This is a genomic window from Prodigiosinella confusarubida (genome assembly GCF_002847015.1).
Taxonomy (GTDB): Bacteria; Pseudomonadota; Gammaproteobacteria; order Enterobacterales; family Enterobacteriaceae; genus Prodigiosinella; species Prodigiosinella aquatilis.
Genome location: NZ_CP025085.1, coordinates 3025141 through 3046546, shown reverse-complemented (window position 1 = coordinate 3046546; position 21406 = coordinate 3025141). Strand labels below are relative to the sequence as shown.

Here is a 21406-nt window from a genome sequence, read left to right as displayed (position 1 = left end):
TATTAACGTTTTGTTTAGGCAGATGATCCTAGGGTTGTCTGTCTTTTTATCGCATAGGATATAAGCTGGCTATGGCATGGTTACAACGCTTGAGAATTGATAAGTTTTTACTGGTTTTAATTCTGGTGGTGGTTACTGCATCATTTTTCCCTTGTGAAGGGATTGCGAAGGTGTTTTTCGAGCGACTGACTACGGCGGCCATTGCATTACTGTTTTTTATGCATGGTGCCAAACTGTCTCGCGAGGCAATTACTTCAGGCCTTGGCCACTGGCGTTTGCATCTGGTCGTCTTCAGTAGCACGTTTATTCTTTTCCCATTGTTGGGAATCGGTATGTCCTTTTTGGTTCCTGGCGTACTGACACCTACACTGTATCTTGGCTTCCTCTATTTATGCGCCTTGCCTGCAACGGTGCAATCCGCCATCGCGTATACCTCAATGGCCAGAGGTAATATCGCCGCCGCGGTTTGCAGTGCGTCAGCTTCCAGCATCCTGGGCGTGTTTTTGTCGCCGGTTCTGGTGGGATTATTGATGCACTCCCAGGGCGGGAAAACCGATACGCTGCATGCGATTGGCTCGATCATCATGCAGTTGATGGTGCCTTTCGTGGTGGGGCATTTATCCCGTCCGCTGATTGCCCATTGGGTGGAACGCCACCGGAAATGGATAAATATTACTGACCGGTCATCTATATTGCTGGTGGTGTATGTCGCATTCAGTGAAGCGGTCGTGCAAGGCATCTGGAAGCAGATTGATGGCTGGGCTCTGCTATCTGTCGTCGTTTGCTCCATTGTGCTGTTATCGATTGTTCTGGTGATCAACACGGTAGTGGCCCGTAAAATGGGATTCAGCACGGCAGATGAAATCACGATTGTGTTCTGTGGCTCGAAAAAGAGCCTGGCTAATGGGATCCCCATGGCGAATGTTTTATTTCCTGCTGCTGCGGTTGGGGCAATGGTGTTGCCGTTGATGATATTTCATCAAATTCAGCTAATGGTTTGTGCTGCATTGGCACAGCGCTATGCCAAGCGTGCTGAAAATGAAGATATTGCGGTGATCGATAAAGCTTGATCAATAAGCGTTCTATCACGGAATGCTACCACTGATATTCTCGACGCCACGACAGTTGATTCCGTCTGCCTTTTTAGACAAGGCTATCTGTCGTGGTCATTGAGGTGGTTATCTACCTTCTACCTTTCTGATCGTCACGCCTGGCATCAGGTTGCTGATGCCTGCCTGAAATAAGCTGAAGCATTCAGAGCGCGTTAATCATGATGTTTTTCCATCGATTAGCGCGCTCTGATTTCCCGTCATGTCACAAATCCCTCGATTCTGCACTAGACTAATACTGGGCCGAGGAGAAGTGTATGACAAGTATTGATAATTCATTAAATAAAGGCGTCATCGTTTCAATCCGTGGCAGTGTAGTCGATATTTTCTTTCAGTCCATACTACCGCCAATTCATTCTCTGTTGCATGCGGGGAAGGATGGCGAAATTTTTATTGAAATCCAGTCGCAACTTGATGCACAGCGTGTGCGGGGTATCGCTCTGACGCCAACGCAGGGACTGGCCCGCGGCATGGAAGTTGTGGATAGTGGAGGCCCTTTGTTGGCACCGGTTGGCAAGGGAATTTTATCGAGGATGTTCGATGTCTTTGGTAATGCTATCGACCAACTTCCCGCCCCGGCAGCCATTCAATGGCGCAGTGTGCATAACACGCCACCTTCACTGGAGCATCGTTCGACCCAATCGACGGTTTTTGAAACGGGTATCAAGGTCATTGATGTTCTGGTTCCACTGGAACGCGGTGGCAAGGCCGGCCTGTTCGGTGGCGCGGGTGTGGGTAAGACTGTGTTGTTGACGGAGATGATCCACAACATGGTGGGGCAGCATGAGGGCGTCAGCATCTTCTGTGGGATTGGTGAGCGTTGCCGTGAAGGGGAAGAACTTTATCGAGATATGAAGATCGCGGGTGTGCTTAACAATATGGTGATGGTTTTTGGCCAGATGAATGAGCCACCGGGTGCCCGTTTTCGGGTCGGTCATGCCGCGTTGACGATGGCTGAATATTTTCGTGATGATGAACATCGAGATGTTCTTTTGCTGGTTGATAACATCTTCCGGTTTATTCAGGCTGGCATGGAAGTGTCTGGACTGATGGGACAGATGCCATCCCGGCTCGGTTACCAGCCGACCATGGGTACGGAACTGGCTCAACTGGAAGAGCGTATTGCTAATACTGATACTGGCGCCATCACGTCTATTCAGGCGGTCTATGTCCCTGCGGATGATTTTACTGATCCGGCGGCGGTACATACCTTCTCGCATCTTTCCGCTTCTATTGTTCTGTCACGAAAAATGTCCAGCGAGGGGCTATATCCAGCCATTGATCCTCTACAGTCAAACTCAAAAATGGCGACGCCTAGTATTATCGGTGAACGGCATTACGCGTTGGCGCAGGAGATCCGCCGGACGCTGGCACAATATGCCGACCTCAAGGACATCATCGCTATGCTCGGCCTGGAACAATTATCAACCGAAGACCGCCAGATAGTCGGGCGGGCGCGTCGACTGGAGCGTTTTCTTACTCAACCGTTTTTTACCACTGAACAATTCTCTGGTCTGAAAGGTAGGCAGGTGAGTCTTGAGGATTCTCTGGACGGTTGTGAACGTATCCTGCGCGATGAGTTCAAGGATGTACCGGAAAGCGCCTTGTATATGATCGGAGCCATTGACGAAGCGATTATCAAGGAAACGGCGGAGGATAGACATGTCGATAACGAACATGCAGCTTAAGATTTTGCTGCCTTTTAAAGTATTCGCTGAGAAACATGATGTGTTGCGGATCGTCGCTGAATCACCTGGCGGATCCTTCGGTTTGCTGCCAAACCGACTCGACTGCGTCTCGTCGCTGGTGCCCGGCATCCTGGTTTATGAAACTGCGGACGAGGGAGAGGTCTGTCTTGCGGTTGACGAAGGCGTACTGGTTAAAACCGGTAAGGAAGTATTGGTTTCCGTGCGTAATGCCATCGGTGGCATGGCGCTGGAGGAGCTCCATGAGGCAATCGAACAGGAGTTTCTGAAGCTGAATGAACAGGAAAAAAATGTGCGTTCGGTACTAGCGAAACTTGAGAGCAGTTTTATTCGCCATTTTACTGTCTGGCATCATGAGTAATAAAAATGGCAAGTCTTCCTCTGGCAAGAGTGATTTCAGCCAGCGGGTTGGCCTCAAGGCCGCACGCAAGCGTAACGCGCAGCGCCATGTGACGCGAACTGTCTGGACTGGGCTGGGCATGATGGGGATGATCGGTTGGTCTGTGGCGCTACCGACACTGCTCGGTGCGGCGTTGGGCCTATGGCTGGATGCTCGGTACCCAGGTGGACGATCATGGACACTGGCACTGCTGGTCGCTGGTCTGATGTTGGGGTGCTTTAGCGCGTGGCGCTGGGTGGTCAAAGAGGGTCAGGAAATACGCAAACAGGAGTCTGACGACGATGATTGACTCAGGAGTTTTAGTGCCGTTGCTGGCGGGTGTTGTATTTGGTGTCGTATTTTTTGGTGGCCTGTGGTGGACGGTTCAGCGGGCGATGTCGTCGCCGCGTGTGGCTCAGTGGTTTTTCGCCAGCCTGTTGGTCCGTTTGATGATTGTGTTACCCGGCTTCTATTGGGTTTGCGGCAAAGACTGGCAAAACTGGCTAGCGGCCTTGCTCGGATTCAGCATGGCTCGATGGGCCATCTCACGGGTAACCCGTCCGAGTATCGTGATTAAGGAAAACAATCATGCATCTTAGTCCCGACAGCATTATTTTCTGGCAGTGGGGCTGGTTCAATATCAATGCCACCATTGTTTATACCTGGGTGTTGATGCTGGTGCTGACGCTGGGGTCCTATCTTGTTACGCGGCGTTTGTCGCACGGGCTCACGCGTAGTCGCTGGCAGAACCTGTTGGAGATTGTCGTGACGGGCATTGTCACGCAGATTGGCGAGGTGGGCCTGACAAACCCACGCCAGTACCTGGCCTTTCTTGGCACCTTGTTTTTGTTCATCGGCTTGGCCAGCCTATGCACCATTGTGCCTGGTTACGAGCCACCCACGGGTTCGTTATCTACTACGACGGCACTGGCTATCTGTGTTTTCATCGCCGTCCCTATGTTCGGTATCGCCAATTGTGGCCCAAGGGAATACCTGAATACCTATCTGAAGCCGACAGTCATCATGTTGCCTTTCAATATCATTAGTGAACTCTCACGCACTCTGGCTCTGGCTGCCCGACTTTTTGGCAATATGATGAGTGGCACGATGATCCTTGCCATCCTGCTGACCATTACCCCGTTTATTTTTCCGATCGTCATGAGTGTCTTGGGGCTGTTGACCGGCATGGTGCAGGCATACATTTTCAGTATTCTGGCAGCGGTTTACATCGCGGCAGCGACACGCGCTCGTACACCCAACCAAGAAGATAGCGCTGAAGTAAAAACATAAACAACGAAAGGAATTACCATGGATAGTATGACAGTTATTGCGGTAGTCTCGATCATTACAGCCGGCTTAACCATCGCTATTGGCAGCATTGGCCCAGCGCTAGGCGAAGGTCGGGCTGTCGCCATAGCACTCAGTTCTTTGGCACAACAACCCGATGCATCGGCAACCATTACACGTACTCTATTCGTCGGGCTTGCGATGATCGAGTCGGTAGCCATCTACTGCTTTGTGGTGTCGATGATCCTGCTCTTCGCCAATCCATTCTGGAACTATGCCATCACTCAGATAACTGGAAAGTAGACCATGCTTATAGACTGGTTCACCGTTGGCGCGCAGGTTCTCAACTTCCTGATTCTGGTCTGGTTACTGAAGCACTTTCTCTATCTTCCCATACTTAATGCCATTGATGCACGAGAGCAACGGATAGAAAGAGAACTGGCCGATGCTGATGCCAAGAAGGCGGAAGCAGAGCAGGCCCGCGACGAATTTCAACATAAGAATACGGCCTTTGACAAAGAGAGAGCCTCATTGCTGAGTCAGGCAAAGAAGACGGCGAATGATGAACGTCAGCGCCTGCTTGATATTGCCCGTGAGGAGGCGATAGCGCTGAGTGCCAAATGTCAGGAACGTTTGCAAAGTGAAGCGCAGGAATTACAGCAGGAGATCAGCCGTCGCACGCGACAACAGATATTTTCTATTGCTCGCAAAACATTGGTTGATCTGGCTGATGTGACGCTGGAAACACGGATGGTTTTGGTTTTTGTGGCTCGGTTACAAAATTTGAGCACGGATGAAAAGCAAAAGCTGGTGGATGCTTTGCTCGTAGCGGCCCAGCCGATTGTTGTGCGCACGGTTTTTGAGCTGCCAGCCACAGACCGGACGATTATCGAAACTCAAATCAGAGAACTGTTTGGCGCTAAAACGACGTTATGTTTTGAAACGGCCCCAGAAATGGTCAGCGGTATTGAGTTGAGCGCCAATGGGCAAAAGGTGGCATGGAGTATTGCCGAATACCTGGCCGAGATGGAAAACGGTGTTATTGAACTACTCAACGTGAAGACGGCTCAGAATGCCATCCCGGAAGAGGGTATTGTCAATGAGCACTAAGCCACTAAGCGATATCCTGGATCAGACATTCTCCAGCATAGACACGGCGTGTGAAGTGTTCGCTCCACAGCTGAAACCCCGTGAATTTGGTCGAATTTCTAGCATTGCGGCCGGTATTGCCAAGGTATCCGGCCTGCCAGGTGTGGGTTTTGAGGAAGTTCTTAATTTTCCTGGCGGCATTGAGGGTATTGCCTTCAATGTCGACGAAGACGAAATTGGCGTTGTCCTGCTTGGCAATTACTGGTTATTGCAGGCCGGTGATCTCGTCGAGCGTGGTGGTCATGTGGTTGATGTGCCTGTCGGTGAGCGGTTGCTTGGTCGGGTCATTGATCCAACAGGAAGACCGCTCGATGGGTTAGAGCCGCTGTTGGGCGGTACTCGCTTGCCGGTTGAACGACCGGCGACGCCGATCATGGATCGGGCCCCGGTTACGGTACCGTTGCAGACGGGTATCAAGGTTATCGATGCGCTGATCCCGGTTGGTCGTGGTCAACGTGAGTTGATCCTCGGAGATCGACAGACCGGTAAGACGGCCATTGCGCTTGATAGCATCCTCAATCAACACGATAAGAACGTCCTCTGTGTTTATTGTGCCATCGGTCAGCGTGCTTCCGGTGTGGCAAAAGTTATCGCTGCGCTACGTGAAAAGGGCGCATTGGCTTATACCGTCGTGGTGGTCACGGAAGGTAATGACCCGCCTGGGTTAGCTTATATCGCGCCTTATGCGGCGACCAGCATAGCTGAATATTTCATGGCGAAGGGGCGGGATGTGCTGGTGGTCTATGATGATTTGACTCACCATGCTCGCGCCTATCGTGAACTCTCCTTGTTACTACGTCGACCACCAGGTCGTGAAGCCTTTCCCGGCGACATTTTTTATATTCACTCGCGGTTGCTGGAGCGAGCTACCCATTTAAGTCCAGATTTGGGAGGAGGGTCGCTGACTGCCTTACCGATCATTGAAACAGAGGCTCAGGATATATCGGCTTACATTCCGACCAATCTGATCTCAATCACTGATGGGCAAATCTACTTGTCACCCGTGCTTTTCGAACTCGGCGTGTTGCCGGCGGTTGATGTTGGTAAATCAGTGTCACGTGTCGGTGGTAAGGCGCAACGCGCTGCTTATCGGATGGTAGCGGGTGATTTGAAATTGTCTTATGCCCAGTTTGAGGAACTTGAAAGTTTCTCCCGCTTCGGTGCCCGCCTTGATGAATCAACCCGCCAACAGCTCGATCATGGGTTGCGTATACGAGCTTGTCTTAAGCAGCAGGAATTGTCGCCATTGCCGGTACCCGTACAAATTACGGTTTTATTGGCATTGACTGCCGGGTTGTTTGACCGGGTGCCGCTAACCCGAATGGTTGACGCCGAGCTGGCCATTTATGCCGCGGCTGCCGATATGCCGGACGAATTAGCGGCACAATTAGAGACGGCCGATACACTGAGTGAGGCGGACAAGGCGTTGATAACTCAACTTGCGGAGCAGGCGTTGATCGCCTTCTTGCCAGAACTGGCTATCAAGGAGGGATCTTGAGTAATACCACCGTCAGCCTGCATCACAAGATTGGCACTGCGACTGATCTCGAATCTGTGGTACGCACAATGAAAGCCATGGCGGCGTCGAGTATCAGCCAGTATGAGAATGCCGTACGCTCATTGGATGACTATAATCGAACAATACAACTCGGCCTTCTTGCTTGCTGTCAGCAGCAGCATCCCGCTGTTACCGGTCAGTTAAACCGCGAAAGTGAAGGTGCCATCGGCGCGGTGATTTTCGGTTCAGATCAGGGGCTGGTTGGCCAGTTCAATGATCTTCTTGTTGAGTTCGCTGTCGAGACGCTGGGAAAATTGCCTGGACGGAAAATAGTCTGGGCCGTTGGGGAGCGAATCAAGGCTCGTCTGGCCAACAGCGAGCTCAGCGTTGGGGCAAACTTTCAGTTACCTAATTCGATCGGTGCGATCACATCACTGGTCGGACATGTTTTGCTTGAAATGGAAAGTTGGCGAACTCGGGGAGAAATTGGCCCTGTTTACCTGTTTTACAATCGCTCTATTTCAGGGGCTATCAGTGAACCGATCTGTCAGCGTTTATTGCCACTGGATGACGAATGGTACCGTGAGATGGCCAGTCGTCACTGGCCATCTAATAACTTGCCAGAGGTAATGCCGGATATTGCACGAACCATGTTTGCATTTGTGCGAGAGTATTTTTTTGTTTCTTTGTTCCGTGCGTGCGCGGAATCACTGGCCAGTGAAAATATCTGCCGTTTGACGGCAATGCAACGTGCAGAAAAAAATATTGGTGAGATTTTAGAAACGCTGAGCAGTGATTTTCACCGATTGCGTCAGAGTGCTATCGACGAAGAGTTGTTCGACGTTGTTTCTGGTTTTGGGGCTTATGACCGGTGATCCATTCACCTGAAAATAATGGGGGTGTTATGTTCAAGAATACATTTTTGCTATTGGCAATATCAGGTGTTATCGCGGGTTCATCTGCTTATGCCACTGAGTCTGTACAGTGTGTGCAAACTGATCAGAACACCATTGCCGGATTATTCGATCGCTGGAATCAGTCTTTAAAAACGGGTAATGCGAAAAAGGTCAATGCCAATTATGCCGCTGATGCGGTTCTGTTACCGACGCTGTCGTCTAGAGCACGGAAGAATTCAGCAGAACGAATCGATTATTTTGAACACTTCTTGCATGACAAACCAGTAGGGCATATTGACAGCCGCACGATCAGAGTAGGGTGTAATGAGGCACTGGATACTGGGAACTATACCTTCACGTTTGGTGATAAATCACAGGCTAGGGCGCGTTACACTTTCACTTATGGTTGGGATGGTAAGGAATGGCTGATCACCAGCCACCATTCATCTCTTGTTCCGAAAGATTGATGCTTTACCCCATTGGCATTCGGTTCTAAATAAAAAGGCAGGTAACTGAAGTCCCTGCCTTTTTTTATGCTCAATATGGTTTATGCTTGCCGCTGCTGAACCCGATGACGGATCTGTAGTTTTTCCTGGTCGGTAATGAACGCCACGCTGAGACCATTTTCTTGTGCCTGGCGAATATCTTCTGGTGAAAGGCCTGCCAGTGGTGCCGCAATCTGGTATTCATGGGCAATATCAATTCCCTGAACAGCGGGGTCATCGGTATTGATGGTAGCCGGGATGCCATGATGCAGGAAATGCGCCAGTGGATGTTCTGCCAACGAGTTTACGGTACTGGTTTGCAGGTTTGATGTCAGACAGGATTCAATGCCTATCTGATATTCAGCCATATACTTCATCAGTGATGTATCAATGATAGCCGCCACGCCATGACCAATACGTTCCGCGCCCAATTGATTAATCGCTTGCCAGATGCTCTCCGGGCCAGCGGCTTCACCGGCATGTACCGTGATATGCCAACCGGCATCTCGCGCCTGATTAAAATGGGGGGTGAACAACTCGCCAGGGAAACCCAGTTCATCACCCGCCAGATCGAGTGCAATAATATGGTCTTTATGCGCTAACAGGGCACTCAGCTCTTGTTGACAGGCCTGAGTGCCAAAAGTGCGGCTCATGATGCCAATCAAACGGATCATGATGTCATGATTATTATCGCGGCAACCGGCAGCGACGCCATCGATGATCGCTTCAACTACACCTTCAATGGGTAATTGGTGGTTCATCGCCATGTAATATGGAGAAAAGCGTAGTTCGGCGTAATCCAGACCGGCGCGCAACGCATCTTCAACGTTCTCGTAAGCGACTCGTCGGCAGGCATCCAACGACCCCAGCACGGATACGCCCCAGTCCAGCTTTTGCAGAAAACTCAGTAAATTGGGTTCAGTGTCAGTAACCTGAACATGTGGGAGTAGTGATTCCAGGGTATTTCCCGGCAAGTCAATATTGAATTGACGTCCCAGTTCAAGAATAGTTTGTGGGCGGATGTTGCCATCAAGATGGCGGTGGATATCCGTCAAAGGGATATGCGGATCAATCATTTTTTACTCTTGTTATCAATAAAATCAATTGGCAGTGAATTACTGTGCAGTATAAGAACAAACACCACCGAATTACCATTTGTTGGGAAAAAAGTGGGTATCACTACGTAGATATTACTTAAAGCAACCCCCGTGAAAGTCAGTTCACGGGGGCAATCAGATGGTTATTGTGTTACGGGTTTTTTCTGAGCGTTGGGCGTCTGTTCTTCTATGTTATTTCCTTCCGGCTGCGTGATGAGTGGGGCAATAAATTTAGCCAGCGGGATCTTTTGATTATTAAAGGTTACCATACCATCACTGTATTGCAGTGAGCTGGTAATGGCGTTGTTTTTGGTTACGGTTACCTGGCTCATCTGACCCAGACTGGCCATGAGTTGCGCTTGCTGGCGGGCCATGGCTTCGAGCTGTTTCTTTTCTTCATCGGTTGACGTTTTTGGCGCAACCTGAACCATTAATTCTGTCAGCATATCTATCGGCACATTTAATTTCGCATCCAGATTTTTGACTGATTTGCGGAAAATGGCCTCTTCATCAGACAGTTGAGATTGAGGGGCTGTGTCTGTTTTCAATGGATCGGTCAGATCCAGAGATAGGGTAAATGTACTTTCCCCTTTGGCGTTTTTCCAACTGACAGGTGAAATTTTTATGCTGGGATTGCCCTTAAGCAACTGAGGAAGATGCTGAAGTACCAACATGGCAATCTGCTGCTGATATGTTTCAGGATCCAGGTCGACCTGCATCAGCTCTTCGGCTTTTTTCTGGTAATCTTCAGCGAATTGTTTCACACCCAATCCGTCAAATCTGTCGTAGCTGATGTTCATCTTGGCTGACCCCAGATTTTGATCGCGCAGAATGAGGGAATCGATACCCAATGCCAGTTGACCCGCTATATTGGTTTGATCTTCTGTTATATGGCTGGATACCACAAAATTGTTGATAGTGACCGGAGCGCCACCTTGAACTTGCAGCTCCATACTCTTTAGCACAATTTTCCCATCACCCAGATTGATATCAAACTTGCCTTTGTGTGTATCGCTGTTTAGCGCCAATCCCTGAATACTCAGTGTTTCTGTCTGTCCCCACGGGTTTTTCTTCTCAATCGTCAGTCCACTGACTGTTCCTACAGCGTGAGCTGCTCGCAAATCGTGGCTGATATCGGCCTCTACTGTTGCGCCGCTGAAAGAAAACTTCTGTTCTTCGCTTTGGTAATCGACTGGTATCAATACAATTTCAGAGCGGGTATCTCCATTGTAGGCAACTCGGGTTTCTGCGGTGACGAATGGCTTATTCTTGGTTAATTTAAATAACGATTTCAGGGGATCACTGTTCGCCAGTTCACTGTGTACTGATGCCATGGCCGGCATCAGATTGAATTTTTTAATCTGTGCCAGTGGAAATGGGCCATGAGAAATAGTTTCATTAAATATCACTTTATCACTGGCGGATAAGAGTTGATGGCCATTAGCGGATCCGTCAGATTGCAGTACATACGTCAGGTGACTGCTGAATATGCCACGCTGGTAATCTTGATAAACAACAGTTAACCCGGCATTCGGGTAAGCTTCTTTCAACCGGGCATTGATGTCGACGGTAAATTTAGCGACATTTTTTTCTATTTGCTTTCCTGTGAACCAGGACGCTCCTGTCCAGACGGCACCAAGCGCAACAATAATCCCAGCGGCCACTAATGATTTTTTTGTCACTTTATATACATCCTTTTAGTCGATTTTTGTGCAATATACCTGTCATACCCAGGGTATGCATGCAATTGGAGATGAGTAACATCAGGCAGTTAATGACTTATTATAGACGCGTGCAATGCATCCTTGTCCCCGAACCTGAACTGGAGATTCATAAGCCGGGATAAAACACGATTCACCCGGGTGAAGTACGACTTGCTGGCGGCCTTTTTCCAATACCGCCTCTCCATCCATACAAAAGACAATCGCCGCGCTATCCTGAGTCAACGCGTGTGCCTCATCGGCAAGATAATGCAGAGAAAAAGCAAAGTCATCGACCGGAACAGGGAAATCAAGTTCATTACCGTGTTTGATTGGCACCGTAAGTAATTTGTCAGCGGGCTTGGGTTCAAATTTCACATTAGCCAGTAATTCGGGAATATCAATATATTTGGGCGTCAGACCGGCACGTAACACATTATCGGAGTTGGCCATCACCTCTAATGCTACGCCTTGCAAATAGGCATGAGGTGTTTCTGCGAATAAGAACATTGCTTCACCCGGTTGCAACGTGACCACATTCAGCAATAGTGGTGAAAATAAACCACTATCATCTGGATAGAACTGAATAATGTAATGAATGGCCGCCCAGGGGCCGTCGTTCCGGTTCTTTAATACATTCTTTAGTACGCCAATCGCATTTTCTTTTTGCTCTCCGTCCATACTCAGCAGGTTGGCGAATAATATGGACAAGTTCTTGCCATCCGGCTGACCCAAAAAGGTCGTGATGGCGGGATGTGCGTTGGCGACTGGCTGTAGCAGGGTGGCAATTTCAGACAAATCTCTAAAGCCGTTGATAGCCAGAAACGGCGTCAGCGCAAATACTAACTCTGGTTTATGGTTGGCATCTTTATAATTTCTTTCTGCCGCATCTAAAGGAATACCCTCCGCATTCTCACGAGAAAACCCTAATTCGGACGCTGTTTTACTGGGGTGAACCTGAATGGAAAGTGGTTGGGCTGCACACAACACTTTAAAGAGAAAAGGGAGTTCCCCGAATCGTTGTGCTACCGCCGCCCCTAAATGGCCGGTTAAATCTTGGGCTATCACCTCTCGCAGGTTGTGTTGTTGTCCTTGTTCATCAACCAGGCAGGAACTGCTCTTGGGGTGGGCACCCATCCATAACTCGGCCATGGGCAAATTATCAGGGTTATCAATTCCATATTTCTCTGTTAATGCACATTTACTGCCCCAGGCATAGTGTTGGATGCGATTAAGCATTCTTTGCATAACGGATTCCTGCCATTAAAAGGATTGTTAATTTTTATGATGAAAATGGTTAATAATAAGAGAGTATTAATTAACTACTTCAGTTTGCAATCATGGTAATGCTTTATGTGCCGCGATACCAGACGATGTAACGGTGATTCTGCTATTCGATCAACGCGTTATCCAAGGGGAAAATAATGGTAGCTACACGTATCGAGAACGATTCTATGGGATCAATAACAGTGCCTTCTGAACGGCTATGGGGTGCGCAGACACAGCGATCTTTAGAACATTTCCGTATTTCCGAAGAAAAAATGCCACAAGCATTGCTGTATGCACTGGCTCAAATCAAGCGATCGGCGGCGAAAGTCAATGTTGATCTGGGACTACTACCGGAGGCGCGTGGGAAGGCCATCATTCAGGCCACTGATGAAGTGCTGGCTGGAGACCATGCTGGCGAATTTCCTTTGGCCATCTGGCAGACCGGTTCCGGGACCCAGACCAACATGAATATGAATGAAGTCCTGGCTAACCGGGCTAGCGAATTACTGGGCGGTGAGCGGGGCAATAGCCGGTTGGTGCATCCAAATGATGACGTTAACAAGAGCCAGAGTTCCAATGATGTCTTCCCTACGGCGATGCATGTGGCGGCGGTTATTGCGCTAACTGAACATTTGCTCCCGGCATTACGAACATTACAACAGACGCTGACCACCAAAGTCGGGCAGTTTAGCAACATTGTGAAAATTGGCCGTACGCATTTACAGGATGCCACTCCGTTAACTCTGGGGCAGGAGATTTCTGGCTGGGTCGCCATGCTACAACATAGTCACCGGCATATTGAGAACAGCATTCCCCATTTGTGCGAGTTGGCTCTGGGAGGAACTGCTGTGGGAACCGGACTGAATACCCATCCGGAATATGCCACTCGAGTGGCAGCCGAGTTGGCCGAACTGACAGGGCATCCTTTTGTGACTGCACCGAATAAATTCGAAGCCCTGTCAAGCTGCGACGCTTTGGTTCATGGACATGGCGCACTGAAAGGATTGGCTGCCTCGCTGATGAAAATTGCCAATGATGTGCGCTGGCTATCTTCTGGCCCCCGCTGCGGTATTGGTGAATTACGCATTCCGGAAAATGAACCAGGAAGCTCAATTATGCCTGGTAAAGTCAACCCCACTCAGTGCGAAGCCATGACGATGCTTTGTTGTCAGGTCATGGGGAACGATGTCGCCGTTAATATGGGGGGCGCTGCCGGTAATTTTGAGCTCAATGTCTTCCGGCCAATGATTATTCATAATTTTCTGCAATCGGTTCGTTTACTGGCCGATGGGATGAACAGCTTTAATGTGCATTGTGCGGTGGGTATAGAGCCGAACAGAGACAGAATTACGCAGTTACTGAATGATTCACTGATGCTGGTTACGGCGTTAAATACGCATATTGGCTACGATAAAGCCGCAGAAATTGCGAAAAAAGCCCATAAGGAAGGGCTAACATTAAAGGCTTCTGCACTGAAGTTAGGTTATCTGACCGATGAACAGTTTGAACAATGGGTTCGTCCCGAAGATATGGTCGGTAGCCTGAAATTGAAATCATAGAGGTCATGCTGAAGCTGACCCGCCGGTAAGTGGTGTCAGTTGTACCATTTCTATTTGTAAACATGCAGTTGCGCGTTATTCAAGGTAGACTATGCTAAATTGCACAGATTTCCTCAAGCACCCGAGACACCATGATTACTCCCTTAAACCGTACAACCCGTGAAATGAAGATAAACAATGTAGTGCTGGTCACTGATGCATTGAAGTCACTGGGTTCGGCGACGAAGGCTGAGTTGGCGGTGATGACGGGGTTGAGTATCGCGACGTGTGGTGCGGTGCTCAATGAACTGAGCCTTAGCGGCGAAGTGCTGGCGCTAGGGCAGGAAGTCTCTCGCGGTGGACGGCCTGCGCAGCGTTATGCCTATAACCCTGATTACTTCTCGGTCCTGAGCCTATATGCACAGGGCAGCGATGCGGCGGCGCAAATTATCTGGTCGGTGAATTCGGCGACGGGGGGAAGTCTGGCGCAGGGCGAAGTCCGTTTTTTGCCACTGGTGCTTGAGACGTTTTATCAGCAGATTGCCAGCCTGCTGGTGAAGTATCCCAGTATCAAAGCGCTGGGGGTCGGGTTGCCGGGCGTAGTGGTAAAGGGGTCAGTAGCTACCTGTGATATCAGCGCATTTGCCGGTGTTGCGCTAGAGCAACAGTTGTGGGAGCGGTTCGGCGTTTACGTGCAGGCGGATAACGACATGAACTATACTGTGTATGGATTTTATCGCAGCAGTTGTGACGGTGTCACAGCACCTGTGGCCTATATTTTTAAACCAGATGTCCCTTGTCTCGGGTGCGGAATGGTGATTAACGGCCAAGTATTACATGGTGCCAGCCAGTTTGCCGGGGAAGTGTCGAATCTGCCATTTAAAGATATGGATAAGCTGCCGGTTGCCGATGAAATGGCGAAAGTGATCGTCTCGCTTGCTGCCATCATCAACCCGGTGACCATTGCACTTTCAGGCCGGAAAATCGGTGAAGCGCTGATTCCCCAGTTGCTTCAGCGCTGCCATATGCATATCCCTGTGCAACATATGCCCACATTGACCTACCGTCCTTCGATGCGCCAGGATTATCTGCAAGGCATCACCGAACTGACCTTAAACAATTACAATCGGCACGTCGCCTTCGGCGTTTAATGCGCCGCGCGCATTGACTTCCGTTCATTCACGTCGATATACTCATTAATTAATAAAAGACTTTTAATAACTGTATTTTCTCTTAATAGGATAACGTTTTGTCACAGTCATCAGAACTTGAAAATATACCGGCTGGCACCGGAGCATCGGTCAGGCGGGTTGCCACACGGACGATATTTTTTGTCACCGGCATGGCGATGGGCTTGTGGGGTGCGCTAGTTCCTTACGCGCAGTTGCGTACCCATGCTGAAGCAGGCGAGCTGGGGTTATTGTTGCTGTGTCTCGGCGCAGGTTCATTGCTCTCGATGCTGGGTTCGGGAAAGATCATCGGTCACTTTGGTTGCCGTAATGTGATCATCGCTGCGGTCGTGATGTATTGCCTGACGTTACCGTTGTTGGCGACGTTCAGCGATATCTGGCTGTTGGCGATGAGCCTATTTATTTTCGGAATGGGCATCGGGCTGGCGGATGTCGCGGTCAATGTGCAGGGGACAATGGTGGAGCAGGCGGCGGGTAAACCGTTGATGTCTGGTTTTCACTGTCTGTGGAGCGTCGGCGGGATTGTCGGAGCTGGCGGTGGCTCATTGCTTCTGAGTTCAGGCGTTACGCCGCAAGGCAGTACATTTTTTGTTGTCGCGCTGGTCATCTTAGGGACAGCATATTCACTCCGCAGCCTGTTGCCATTCGGCGCGCATGAGGAGGATAGCGCGGAAGGACAGCCGAAGGCCAGACCGAATTTTCGCCTGATACTGATGGCGGTCATGATGATGATATGTTTCATGGCCGAAGGCGCAGTGCTCGACTGGAGTGGCGTATTCCTGGCCAGCGAGCGAGGTCTGGCGCTTGAATATGCAGGTTGGGGCTTTGCTGTGTTTGCGATTGTCATGTCGTTGATGCGTTTCACCGGCGATGCGATTGTCAGCGCACTCGGGCGTAAGCGAGTGCTGGTTGTCGGCGGTATTCTGGGGATTGCCGGTTATCTGATGGTGGTGCTGTTACCGGGGTGGATCCTACCAATATGTGGTTTTGCACTGGTCGGCGTTGGTGTGGCAAATATCGCACCAGTGTTATTTACTCTTGTTGGTCAGGAGAAAGTAATGCCGGTGAACATGTCGGTCGCAATGGTCGCCACGCTTGGTTACCTAGGTATACTCGGTGGCCCGGCGCTGATCGGTTTTATCGCTCATTTCTCTAGCTTGTACGTTGCATTCTCCTCCGTCGCGGCGGCGTTCTTGATCATTACGTTCGGTGCTTATAAGTTGAAATATTAATTTTTTTCGCATATCGGACTGCAAGTACAAACTTAGTTAGAGACAGCTTGCCCAGATGGTGAGTTTTCGTTCCACTGAACGTCAGACCCTAATATCCTTCCGGTAACGTGAATATATCGCCGTCATGATATTCCTTCATCGGTATACAGGTGCAGGCGGGGGATAAGTAGACGCAGCGCTTTTGCCTTGGGTTTGTGTTTGTACTGAATGTTATCTACATCGTAATCCTTCAATTCTCCGAGCGTTGGTCTTGAGTCGCCGTACTCGTGCTGACAAAGCACAATCAATGGCGATGGACAGGGATGTTGTACCTGTTTTTGTTGCTCTTGATACCAGACTCTGGCAATAGGCTGAACCTTTACTGGTCGCTTTATTTTCAGTGTCGCCTGTTCTGGCAGGCGTTTAACATCCGCTATTTCCTGTTCCAGTAACTCTGACCATTGTGTTTTGCTATACGGGGCCATACTACGGCCGGTTTTTAGGCTTTTTTCTAATTTTTCCAGTAGTTCATCCCGGCTGATGTTCTTGATAATATTTTTGTTGGCCCAGCCAAAACGCACGGAGGTGGGGTTGGTAATCAGCGTAATGGTTCGATAAACGCTTAATGTGATTAACCCTCGTAAGTGGGTATGCACGAAATCAAAGCGTTGTTCCGGTTCCAACCCGGATTCAACGGTAATCATGTGTTCCAGCTCTTTTTTCAGCGCATTGATGGTGTCAATCAGCTGATAGGCTTGCAGATATTGTTGATGATCGACGGAAAAGCACAACGCTCCTGGCAAGCGAATGGCAGCTTTACTGCTAATTGATTCTGCGTGATGGTGGATAAACAAACGTTGGAAATGCGCCAATCCCAGTTGGCAAGCCGCAGAACCCATCAATGGGGTTACGGTTATCTGGGTTATTGGGTCATGTTCTTTACCTTTTGGAATGTCTGGTAAAACAAAAACGTTCCCCGCCAGTAACTGGAAACCAGAAAATAGAGAAACCATTTCCGTCAAATGATATTCCAGAGTGGTAAAACAGGTATTCATTCGAGCTATCAGATCGTAGCGTGACATTATTGCCGAGCCATTTAGTTACAACATACATTAATATATACTTTAAATCCCCCACTTAGACAATGAGTTCATTATCGTTAAGCAGGGAAAAAAAAATATTCAGGCCATCATTACATGGATTTTATTATGACAGGCGCGGCAGTAATTTGAGGCGATAGCTGATAAACAATGCAATGAAAAGCAAGACTATCAGGAATAACGTAACTCCTGTCCAGCCATAGGCATACCAGAAAATACCGCCGGTGGTACCCGCCAGACTAGAACCAAGATAGTAAAAAAACAGGTACATTGATGATGCCTGTCCTTTACCCCGTCGAGCACGTATACCAATCCAACTGCTGGCGACTGAGTGGGCCGAGAAAAAACCAGCGCTGAACAGCATCATACCGATCAAAATGATCGCTAATGATGAAAAAATCGTCAATATTAAACCGGACATCATCAGTAATACTGCCGTGATTAATACGGGTCCACGGCCAAATCGGACGCTCATGGCTCCCGCACGAGGTGAACTGTAGGTGCCGGTGAGATAGACCACTGACAGTAAACCAACGACAGCCTGGCTCAGGTTGTACGGGGCGGAAAGCAAACGATAACCGATATAATTGAAAAGCGTGACAAAGGTGCCCATCAGTAGGAACCCTTCAACAAACAGCAGCGGTAGACCGTCATCCCGCCAGTGCAGTTTTAAATTAACCAGTAAGAATTTTGGTCGTAATGATCCGGCCCTAAAATGGCGGGATTCAGGCAGAATGCGCCAAAAGGTCAACGCTGCCAGTAATGCCAATACGCCGATAGCACCTACAGCCACCCGCCACGAGAAAAAATCGGTCAATACGCCGGTAATCAGACGACCACTCATTCCCCCAATAGAGTTACCACTAATATATAGCCCCATGGAAAAAGCCAATACGCTGGGGTGTATTTCTTCACTAAGGTAGCTCATGGCAACGGCGGCAACGCCGCTCAGCGATAATCCAAGCATGGCACGCATAATCAACACGGCATGCCAACTGGTCATAAAGGTACTGATCAGAGTACAAATTGATGCCAGCAGTAGAGAAACCACCATTACATTTTTACGTCCTACCGTATCCGATAGCGGCCCGGTAAACAGTAAACCGACCGCTAACATAATGGTGGATATGGATAATGACAGACTGCTGGTTGCCGGTGATATACCAAAATCGGCCGAAAGCACGGGCAAAATGGGTTGTACACAATACAGCAACGCGAATGTTGCCAGACCGGCGGAAAACAGTGCCAGTGTGACTCGCATAAAAGCGGGAGTACCTCGTTTGATAAAAGGGGTTTTCGCTTTGTGATCGAACGTGTGTTTCTCACGATAATCCTGAATGTCATCAATGACGGAAACCGACATTCCCTGGGAAGACAGCGGGGTACTCAAAATAAATCCTTATCCAAGCTGGTACAGCAATAATCAATTAGTGATGGGGATCATAGGATTAATCGATTGTTTTGTATAATATATTAATAATAATAAATGATATGTTTAAAATATGAATATTGAACTACGACATCTTCGCTACTTCATCGCGGTCGCCGAGGAACTACATTTTGGACGTGCAGCTGAAAAACTGCGGATCTCCCAACCACCGTTGAGTCAGCAAATACAATTGCTGGAAGCGCAGATTGGCGCCAGGCTATTAGAGCGCAACAATCGAACTGTACGTTTGACGCCAGCCGGCACCCAGTTTCTAAAAGAAGCCTGGGCTATCATCAACCAGGTCAATCAGGCCGCAGAACGGGCTGCCCGTATCCAGCGGGGAGAGATCGGCGAACTGAATATTGGTTTTACCTCGTCAGCCCCATTTATCAAGGCCGTGTCACAAAGTTTGCTGCACTTCCGTCAATCCTACCCGGAAGTGCATATCCAAATGCAGGAAACCAATACCAAGCAGCAAATTGAACCATTACTCAACGGCAAACTTGATCTGGGAGTAATGCGTAATAATCCTTTGCCGGATGCACTGCGCCATCAATTGTTACTGCATGAAGCGATGGTCGCGGTGGTTCATGAGGAACACTCGCTCGCTTCGACACCGGGTAAAACCATTAGCATTCAGCAGTTAGCAAACGAACCTTTTGTTTTTTTTGCCCGTGAAGTCGGCACTGCGCTTTACGATGAGACGCTGACCTTGCTGAAAAACTATGGCATCACACCGTATATTACGCAGGAAGTCGGTGAGGCAATGACCATTGTTGGATTGGTGTCATCAGGATTGGGCGTGTCTCTTCTTCCCGCTTCATTTATGCGTATCCGGGTGGATGGCGTGAAATATCTGTCGCTGTCTGAACCGGATGCCATCAGTGAGGTGTGGCTGGTTACTCATCGAAATCGGCCAATCAATACAGCGGCACAGACGCTTATTTCACTTATGCTGCGTCAATAATGTCGTAAATGTGTGCAGCGAATCACATAACGAATCAAATATTTGACGGCTTTTCATAAAAACTACACCATAGCGACAGTTTTTTTATTTTGCAGTGTAAAAAATACCAACAATGCGTTAAAAACCAGGAGTCAGGTCAGAGTGATAGCCAGCGGTCAGCCCGGACATATTGATCAAATCAAGCAAATGAATACGGGAACGGTTTATAGATTGATTGATCAACATGGACCCGTGTCACGCATAGAATTATCCAAAAAGGCTCAGCTCGCGCCAGCCAGTATTACCAAAATTGTCCGGGAACTGATGGAAGCCCATCTGGTACAGGAAACAGAATATCAGGATGTTGGCAGTCGGGGGCGTCCCGCCATCGGACTGATACTGGATACCGAGGCTTGGCACTACCTTTCAATCCGGATCAGCCGCAATATCATTACCCTGGCACTGCGCGATCTGAGCAGTAAACTGGTGGTTGAAGAGACGGTATCATTGCCCACCGAACACCCACAGCCATTACTGAATAGAATTCTGCTGGAAATCGATCAGTTCTTCATTCGGCATCAGAAAAAGCTCGAACGTCTCACCGCGATTGCTATTACTGCCCCAGGGATGATCGATTCGACCACTGGCATTATCCACCGGATGCCATTTTATGATGTTGAAGAGATGGCCATCGGTCCGGAATTATCACAACGAACCGGTGTTCCTGTTTTCTTACAGCATGATATTTGCGCCTGGACGATGGCGGAAGCATTGTATGGTGCTTCCCGTGGATGTCGGGACGTCATTCAGATTGTTATCGATCATAACGTAGGGGCGGGTATTATCACCGATGGGCGGATTCTGCATGTTGGCAGTCGTAATCTGGTGGAAATTGGCCACACGCAGGTTGACCCGTATGGCAAACGTTGTTACTGCGGTAATCATGGCTGTCTGGAAACCGTTGCCAGCACTGAAAACATGCTGGAGCTAGCCCAACAACGTCTTAATGCTTCCATGAGTTCCCTGTTGCATGGGTCGCCGCTTACAGTTGATTCATTGTGCGAAGCAGCACTAAAAGGTGACCAACTGGCAAAGGATATTATCATCGGGGTAGGGAACAATGTCGGTCGCATCGTGGCCATTATGGTAAACCTGTTTAACCCTGATAAAATCTTGGTAGGCTCGCCCTTGAACAAGGCATCAAGTATTCTCTATCCAGCAATTATGGCGTGTATTCAACAACAATCGTTGCCAGCTTACAGTCATAATCTTCACGTAGAAGCCACTTATTTCTATAACCAGGGCACAATGCCGGGCGCCGCACTGGTCAAAGATGCGCTCTATAACGGATCGCTGTTGGTGAAACTGTTACAGGGATAATCTTCCCTGTCAGACTTTTCGCAGAAATACCATTGAT

At 49.0% G+C, this 21406-nt stretch carries 21 protein-coding genes; 16 read left to right on the top strand and 5 right to left on the bottom strand.

The window, feature by feature from the left end:
- Nucleotides 1–71 precede the first annotated feature (71 nt).
- From CWC46_RS13710 to CWC46_RS13660, 11 genes are all read left to right on the top strand, one after another.
- Complete coding sequence (locus tag CWC46_RS13710; RefSeq protein ID WP_021015997.1) at nucleotides 72–1070, top strand: bile acid:sodium symporter family protein; 999 nt, start codon at nucleotides 72–74, stop codon at nucleotides 1068–1070.
- 296 nt (nucleotides 1071–1366) lie between these two features.
- The gene (atpD, locus tag CWC46_RS13705; RefSeq protein ID WP_021015998.1) at nucleotides 1367–2797 is read left to right on the top strand and encodes a F0F1 ATP synthase subunit beta; all 1431 of its coding nucleotides are present in this window, start codon (nucleotides 1367–1369) and stop codon (nucleotides 2795–2797) included.
- The gene (locus CWC46_RS13700; protein ID WP_021015999.1) at nucleotides 2772–3176 is read left to right on the top strand and encodes a F0F1 ATP synthase subunit epsilon; all 405 of its coding nucleotides are present in this window, start codon (nucleotides 2772–2774) and stop codon (nucleotides 3174–3176) included. The genes atpD and CWC46_RS13700 overlap by 26 nt, the downstream gene beginning before the upstream one ends.
- On the top strand, nucleotides 3169–3504 hold the full coding sequence (locus tag CWC46_RS13695) for an AtpZ/AtpI family protein (protein WP_021016000.1): 336 nt from the start codon (nucleotides 3169–3171) through the stop codon (nucleotides 3502–3504). The genes CWC46_RS13700 and CWC46_RS13695 overlap by 8 nt, the downstream gene beginning before the upstream one ends.
- Nucleotides 3497–3793 (top strand): N-ATPase subunit AtpR, encoded by a 297-nt coding sequence (locus CWC46_RS13690; RefSeq protein ID WP_021016001.1) that lies wholly within the window; start codon nucleotides 3497–3499, stop codon nucleotides 3791–3793. Before CWC46_RS13695 ends, CWC46_RS13690 begins: the two co-directional genes overlap by 8 nt.
- Nucleotides 3783–4484, top strand: coding sequence for a F0F1 ATP synthase subunit A (locus CWC46_RS13685; RefSeq protein WP_021016002.1), 702 nt, complete (start codon nucleotides 3783–3785; stop codon nucleotides 4482–4484). Before CWC46_RS13690 ends, CWC46_RS13685 begins: the two co-directional genes overlap by 11 nt.
- 18 nt (nucleotides 4485–4502) lie before the next feature.
- Nucleotides 4503–4784, top strand: coding sequence for a F0F1 ATP synthase subunit C (locus CWC46_RS13680; protein ID WP_021016003.1), 282 nt, complete (start codon nucleotides 4503–4505; stop codon nucleotides 4782–4784).
- A 3-nt stretch (nucleotides 4785–4787) separates the two neighbouring features.
- Nucleotides 4788–5591 carry a F0F1 ATP synthase subunit B family protein gene (locus CWC46_RS13675; RefSeq protein WP_021016004.1) on the top strand — a complete coding sequence of 268 codons (804 nt, stop codon included), beginning with the start codon at nucleotides 4788–4790 and terminating at the stop codon, nucleotides 5589–5591.
- On the top strand, nucleotides 5581–7128 hold the full coding sequence (locus tag CWC46_RS13670) for an alternate F1F0 ATPase, F1 subunit alpha (RefSeq protein ID WP_021016005.1): 1548 nt from the start codon (nucleotides 5581–5583) through the stop codon (nucleotides 7126–7128). The genes CWC46_RS13675 and CWC46_RS13670 overlap by 11 nt, the downstream gene beginning before the upstream one ends.
- On the top strand, nucleotides 7125–8003 hold the full coding sequence (locus tag CWC46_RS13665; protein ID WP_021016006.1) for a F0F1 ATP synthase subunit gamma: 879 nt from the start codon (nucleotides 7125–7127) through the stop codon (nucleotides 8001–8003). The genes CWC46_RS13670 and CWC46_RS13665 overlap by 4 nt, the downstream gene beginning before the upstream one ends.
- Before the next feature lie 29 nt (nucleotides 8004–8032).
- Nucleotides 8033–8491 (top strand): SgcJ/EcaC family oxidoreductase, encoded by a 459-nt coding sequence (locus CWC46_RS13660; protein WP_021016007.1) that lies wholly within the window; start codon nucleotides 8033–8035, stop codon nucleotides 8489–8491.
- 80 nt (nucleotides 8492–8571) lie between these two features.
- Here CWC46_RS13660 and add read toward each other — a convergent pair whose 3' ends face one another.
- From add to manA, 3 genes are all read right to left on the bottom strand, one after another.
- Nucleotides 8572–9585 carry an adenosine deaminase gene (add, locus tag CWC46_RS13655; protein WP_021016008.1) on the bottom strand — a complete coding sequence of 338 codons (1014 nt, stop codon included), beginning with the start codon at nucleotides 9583–9585 and terminating at the stop codon, nucleotides 8572–8574.
- Between the two features lie 164 nt (nucleotides 9586–9749).
- The gene (locus CWC46_RS13650) at nucleotides 9750–11288 is read right to left on the bottom strand and encodes a YdgA family protein (protein ID WP_021016009.1); all 1539 of its coding nucleotides are present in this window, start codon (nucleotides 11286–11288) and stop codon (nucleotides 9750–9752) included.
- Between the two features lie 81 nt (nucleotides 11289–11369).
- A complete protein-coding gene (gene manA, locus CWC46_RS13645) occupies nucleotides 11370–12554 on the bottom strand; it encodes a mannose-6-phosphate isomerase (RefSeq protein ID WP_021016010.1) in 1185 nt (394 codons plus the stop codon).
- Between the two features lie 176 nt (nucleotides 12555–12730).
- On the opposite strand from manA, the gene fumC reads away from it, so the two are divergent.
- The 3 genes from fumC (at nucleotide 12731) to CWC46_RS13630 (ending at nucleotide 16535) form a co-directional block, all read left to right on the top strand.
- A complete protein-coding gene (gene fumC, locus CWC46_RS13640; protein WP_021016011.1) occupies nucleotides 12731–14134 on the top strand; it encodes a class II fumarate hydratase in 1404 nt (467 codons plus the stop codon).
- A 131-nt stretch (nucleotides 14135–14265) separates the two neighbouring features.
- Nucleotides 14266–15264 carry an ROK family protein gene (locus CWC46_RS13635; protein ID WP_021016012.1) on the top strand — a complete coding sequence of 333 codons (999 nt, stop codon included), beginning with the start codon at nucleotides 14266–14268 and terminating at the stop codon, nucleotides 15262–15264.
- Between the two features lie 98 nt (nucleotides 15265–15362).
- Nucleotides 15363–16535, top strand: coding sequence for an MFS transporter (locus tag CWC46_RS13630; RefSeq protein WP_021016013.1), 1173 nt, complete (start codon nucleotides 15363–15365; stop codon nucleotides 16533–16535).
- 122 nt (nucleotides 16536–16657) lie between these two features.
- Here the strand turns inward: CWC46_RS13630 and tus are convergent, their stop codons facing one another.
- On the bottom strand, nucleotides 16658–17596 hold the full coding sequence (gene tus, locus CWC46_RS13625) for a DNA replication terminus site-binding protein (RefSeq protein WP_021016014.1): 939 nt from the start codon (nucleotides 17594–17596) through the stop codon (nucleotides 16658–16660).
- Between the two features lie 124 nt (nucleotides 17597–17720).
- Nucleotides 17721–18977 carry an MFS transporter gene (locus CWC46_RS13620; protein ID WP_037381750.1) on the bottom strand — a complete coding sequence of 419 codons (1257 nt, stop codon included), beginning with the start codon at nucleotides 18975–18977 and terminating at the stop codon, nucleotides 17721–17723.
- A gap of 139 nt (nucleotides 18978–19116) precedes the next feature.
- Here CWC46_RS13620 and CWC46_RS13615 point away from each other — a divergent pair, with 139 nt between their 5' ends.
- Nucleotides 19117–20010: a LysR family transcriptional regulator gene (locus CWC46_RS13615; protein ID WP_021016016.1), complete on the top strand. Its 894-nt coding sequence runs from the start codon at nucleotides 19117–19119 to the stop codon at nucleotides 20008–20010.
- 141 nt (nucleotides 20011–20151) lie between these two features.
- Nucleotides 20152–21369, top strand: coding sequence for a sugar metabolism global transcriptional regulator Mlc (mlc, locus tag CWC46_RS13610; RefSeq protein WP_021016017.1), 1218 nt, complete (start codon nucleotides 20152–20154; stop codon nucleotides 21367–21369).
- Nucleotides 21370–21406: the final 37 nt, after the last annotated feature.

Bases quoted from the DNA above. Each gene is read 5' to 3' on its own strand.
- CWC46_RS13670 (WP_021016005.1), top strand. From the start codon at position 5,581: ATGAGCACTAAGCCACTAAGCGATATCCTGGATCAGACATTCTCCAGC.
- CWC46_RS13660 (WP_021016007.1), top strand. From the start codon at position 8,033: ATGTTCAAGAATACATTTTTGCTATTGGCAATATCAGGTGTTATCGCG.
- CWC46_RS13685 (WP_021016002.1), top strand. From the start codon at position 3,783: ATGCATCTTAGTCCCGACAGCATTATTTTCTGGCAGTGGGGCTGGTTC.
- CWC46_RS13695 (WP_021016000.1), top strand. From the start codon at position 3,169: ATGAGTAATAAAAATGGCAAGTCTTCCTCTGGCAAGAGTGATTTCAGC.
- CWC46_RS13700 (WP_021015999.1), top strand. From the start codon at position 2,772: ATGTCGATAACGAACATGCAGCTTAAGATTTTGCTGCCTTTTAAAGTA.
- CWC46_RS13710 (WP_021015997.1), top strand. From the start codon at position 72: ATGGCATGGTTACAACGCTTGAGAATTGATAAGTTTTTACTGGTTTTA.
- CWC46_RS13690 (WP_021016001.1), top strand. From the start codon at position 3,497: ATGATTGACTCAGGAGTTTTAGTGCCGTTGCTGGCGGGTGTTGTATTT.
- CWC46_RS13635 (WP_021016012.1), top strand. From the start codon at position 14,266: ATGATTACTCCCTTAAACCGTACAACCCGTGAAATGAAGATAAACAAT.
- CWC46_RS13620 (WP_037381750.1), bottom strand. From the start codon at position 18,977: ATGTCGGTTTCCGTCATTGATGACATTCAGGATTATCGTGAGAAACAC.
- tus (WP_021016014.1), bottom strand. From the start codon at position 17,596: ATGTCACGCTACGATCTGATAGCTCGAATGAATACCTGTTTTACCACT.
- add (WP_021016008.1), bottom strand. From the start codon at position 9,585: ATGATTGATCCGCATATCCCTTTGACGGATATCCACCGCCATCTTGAT.
- CWC46_RS13675 (WP_021016004.1), top strand. From the start codon at position 4,788: ATGCTTATAGACTGGTTCACCGTTGGCGCGCAGGTTCTCAACTTCCTG.
- atpD (WP_021015998.1), top strand. From the start codon at position 1,367: ATGACAAGTATTGATAATTCATTAAATAAAGGCGTCATCGTTTCAATC.
- fumC (WP_021016011.1), top strand. From the start codon at position 12,731: ATGGTAGCTACACGTATCGAGAACGATTCTATGGGATCAATAACAGTG.
- CWC46_RS13615 (WP_021016016.1), top strand. From the start codon at position 19,117: ATGAATATTGAACTACGACATCTTCGCTACTTCATCGCGGTCGCCGAG.
- manA (WP_021016010.1), bottom strand. From the start codon at position 12,554: ATGCAAAGAATGCTTAATCGCATCCAACACTATGCCTGGGGCAGTAAA.
- CWC46_RS13680 (WP_021016003.1), top strand. From the start codon at position 4,503: ATGGATAGTATGACAGTTATTGCGGTAGTCTCGATCATTACAGCCGGC.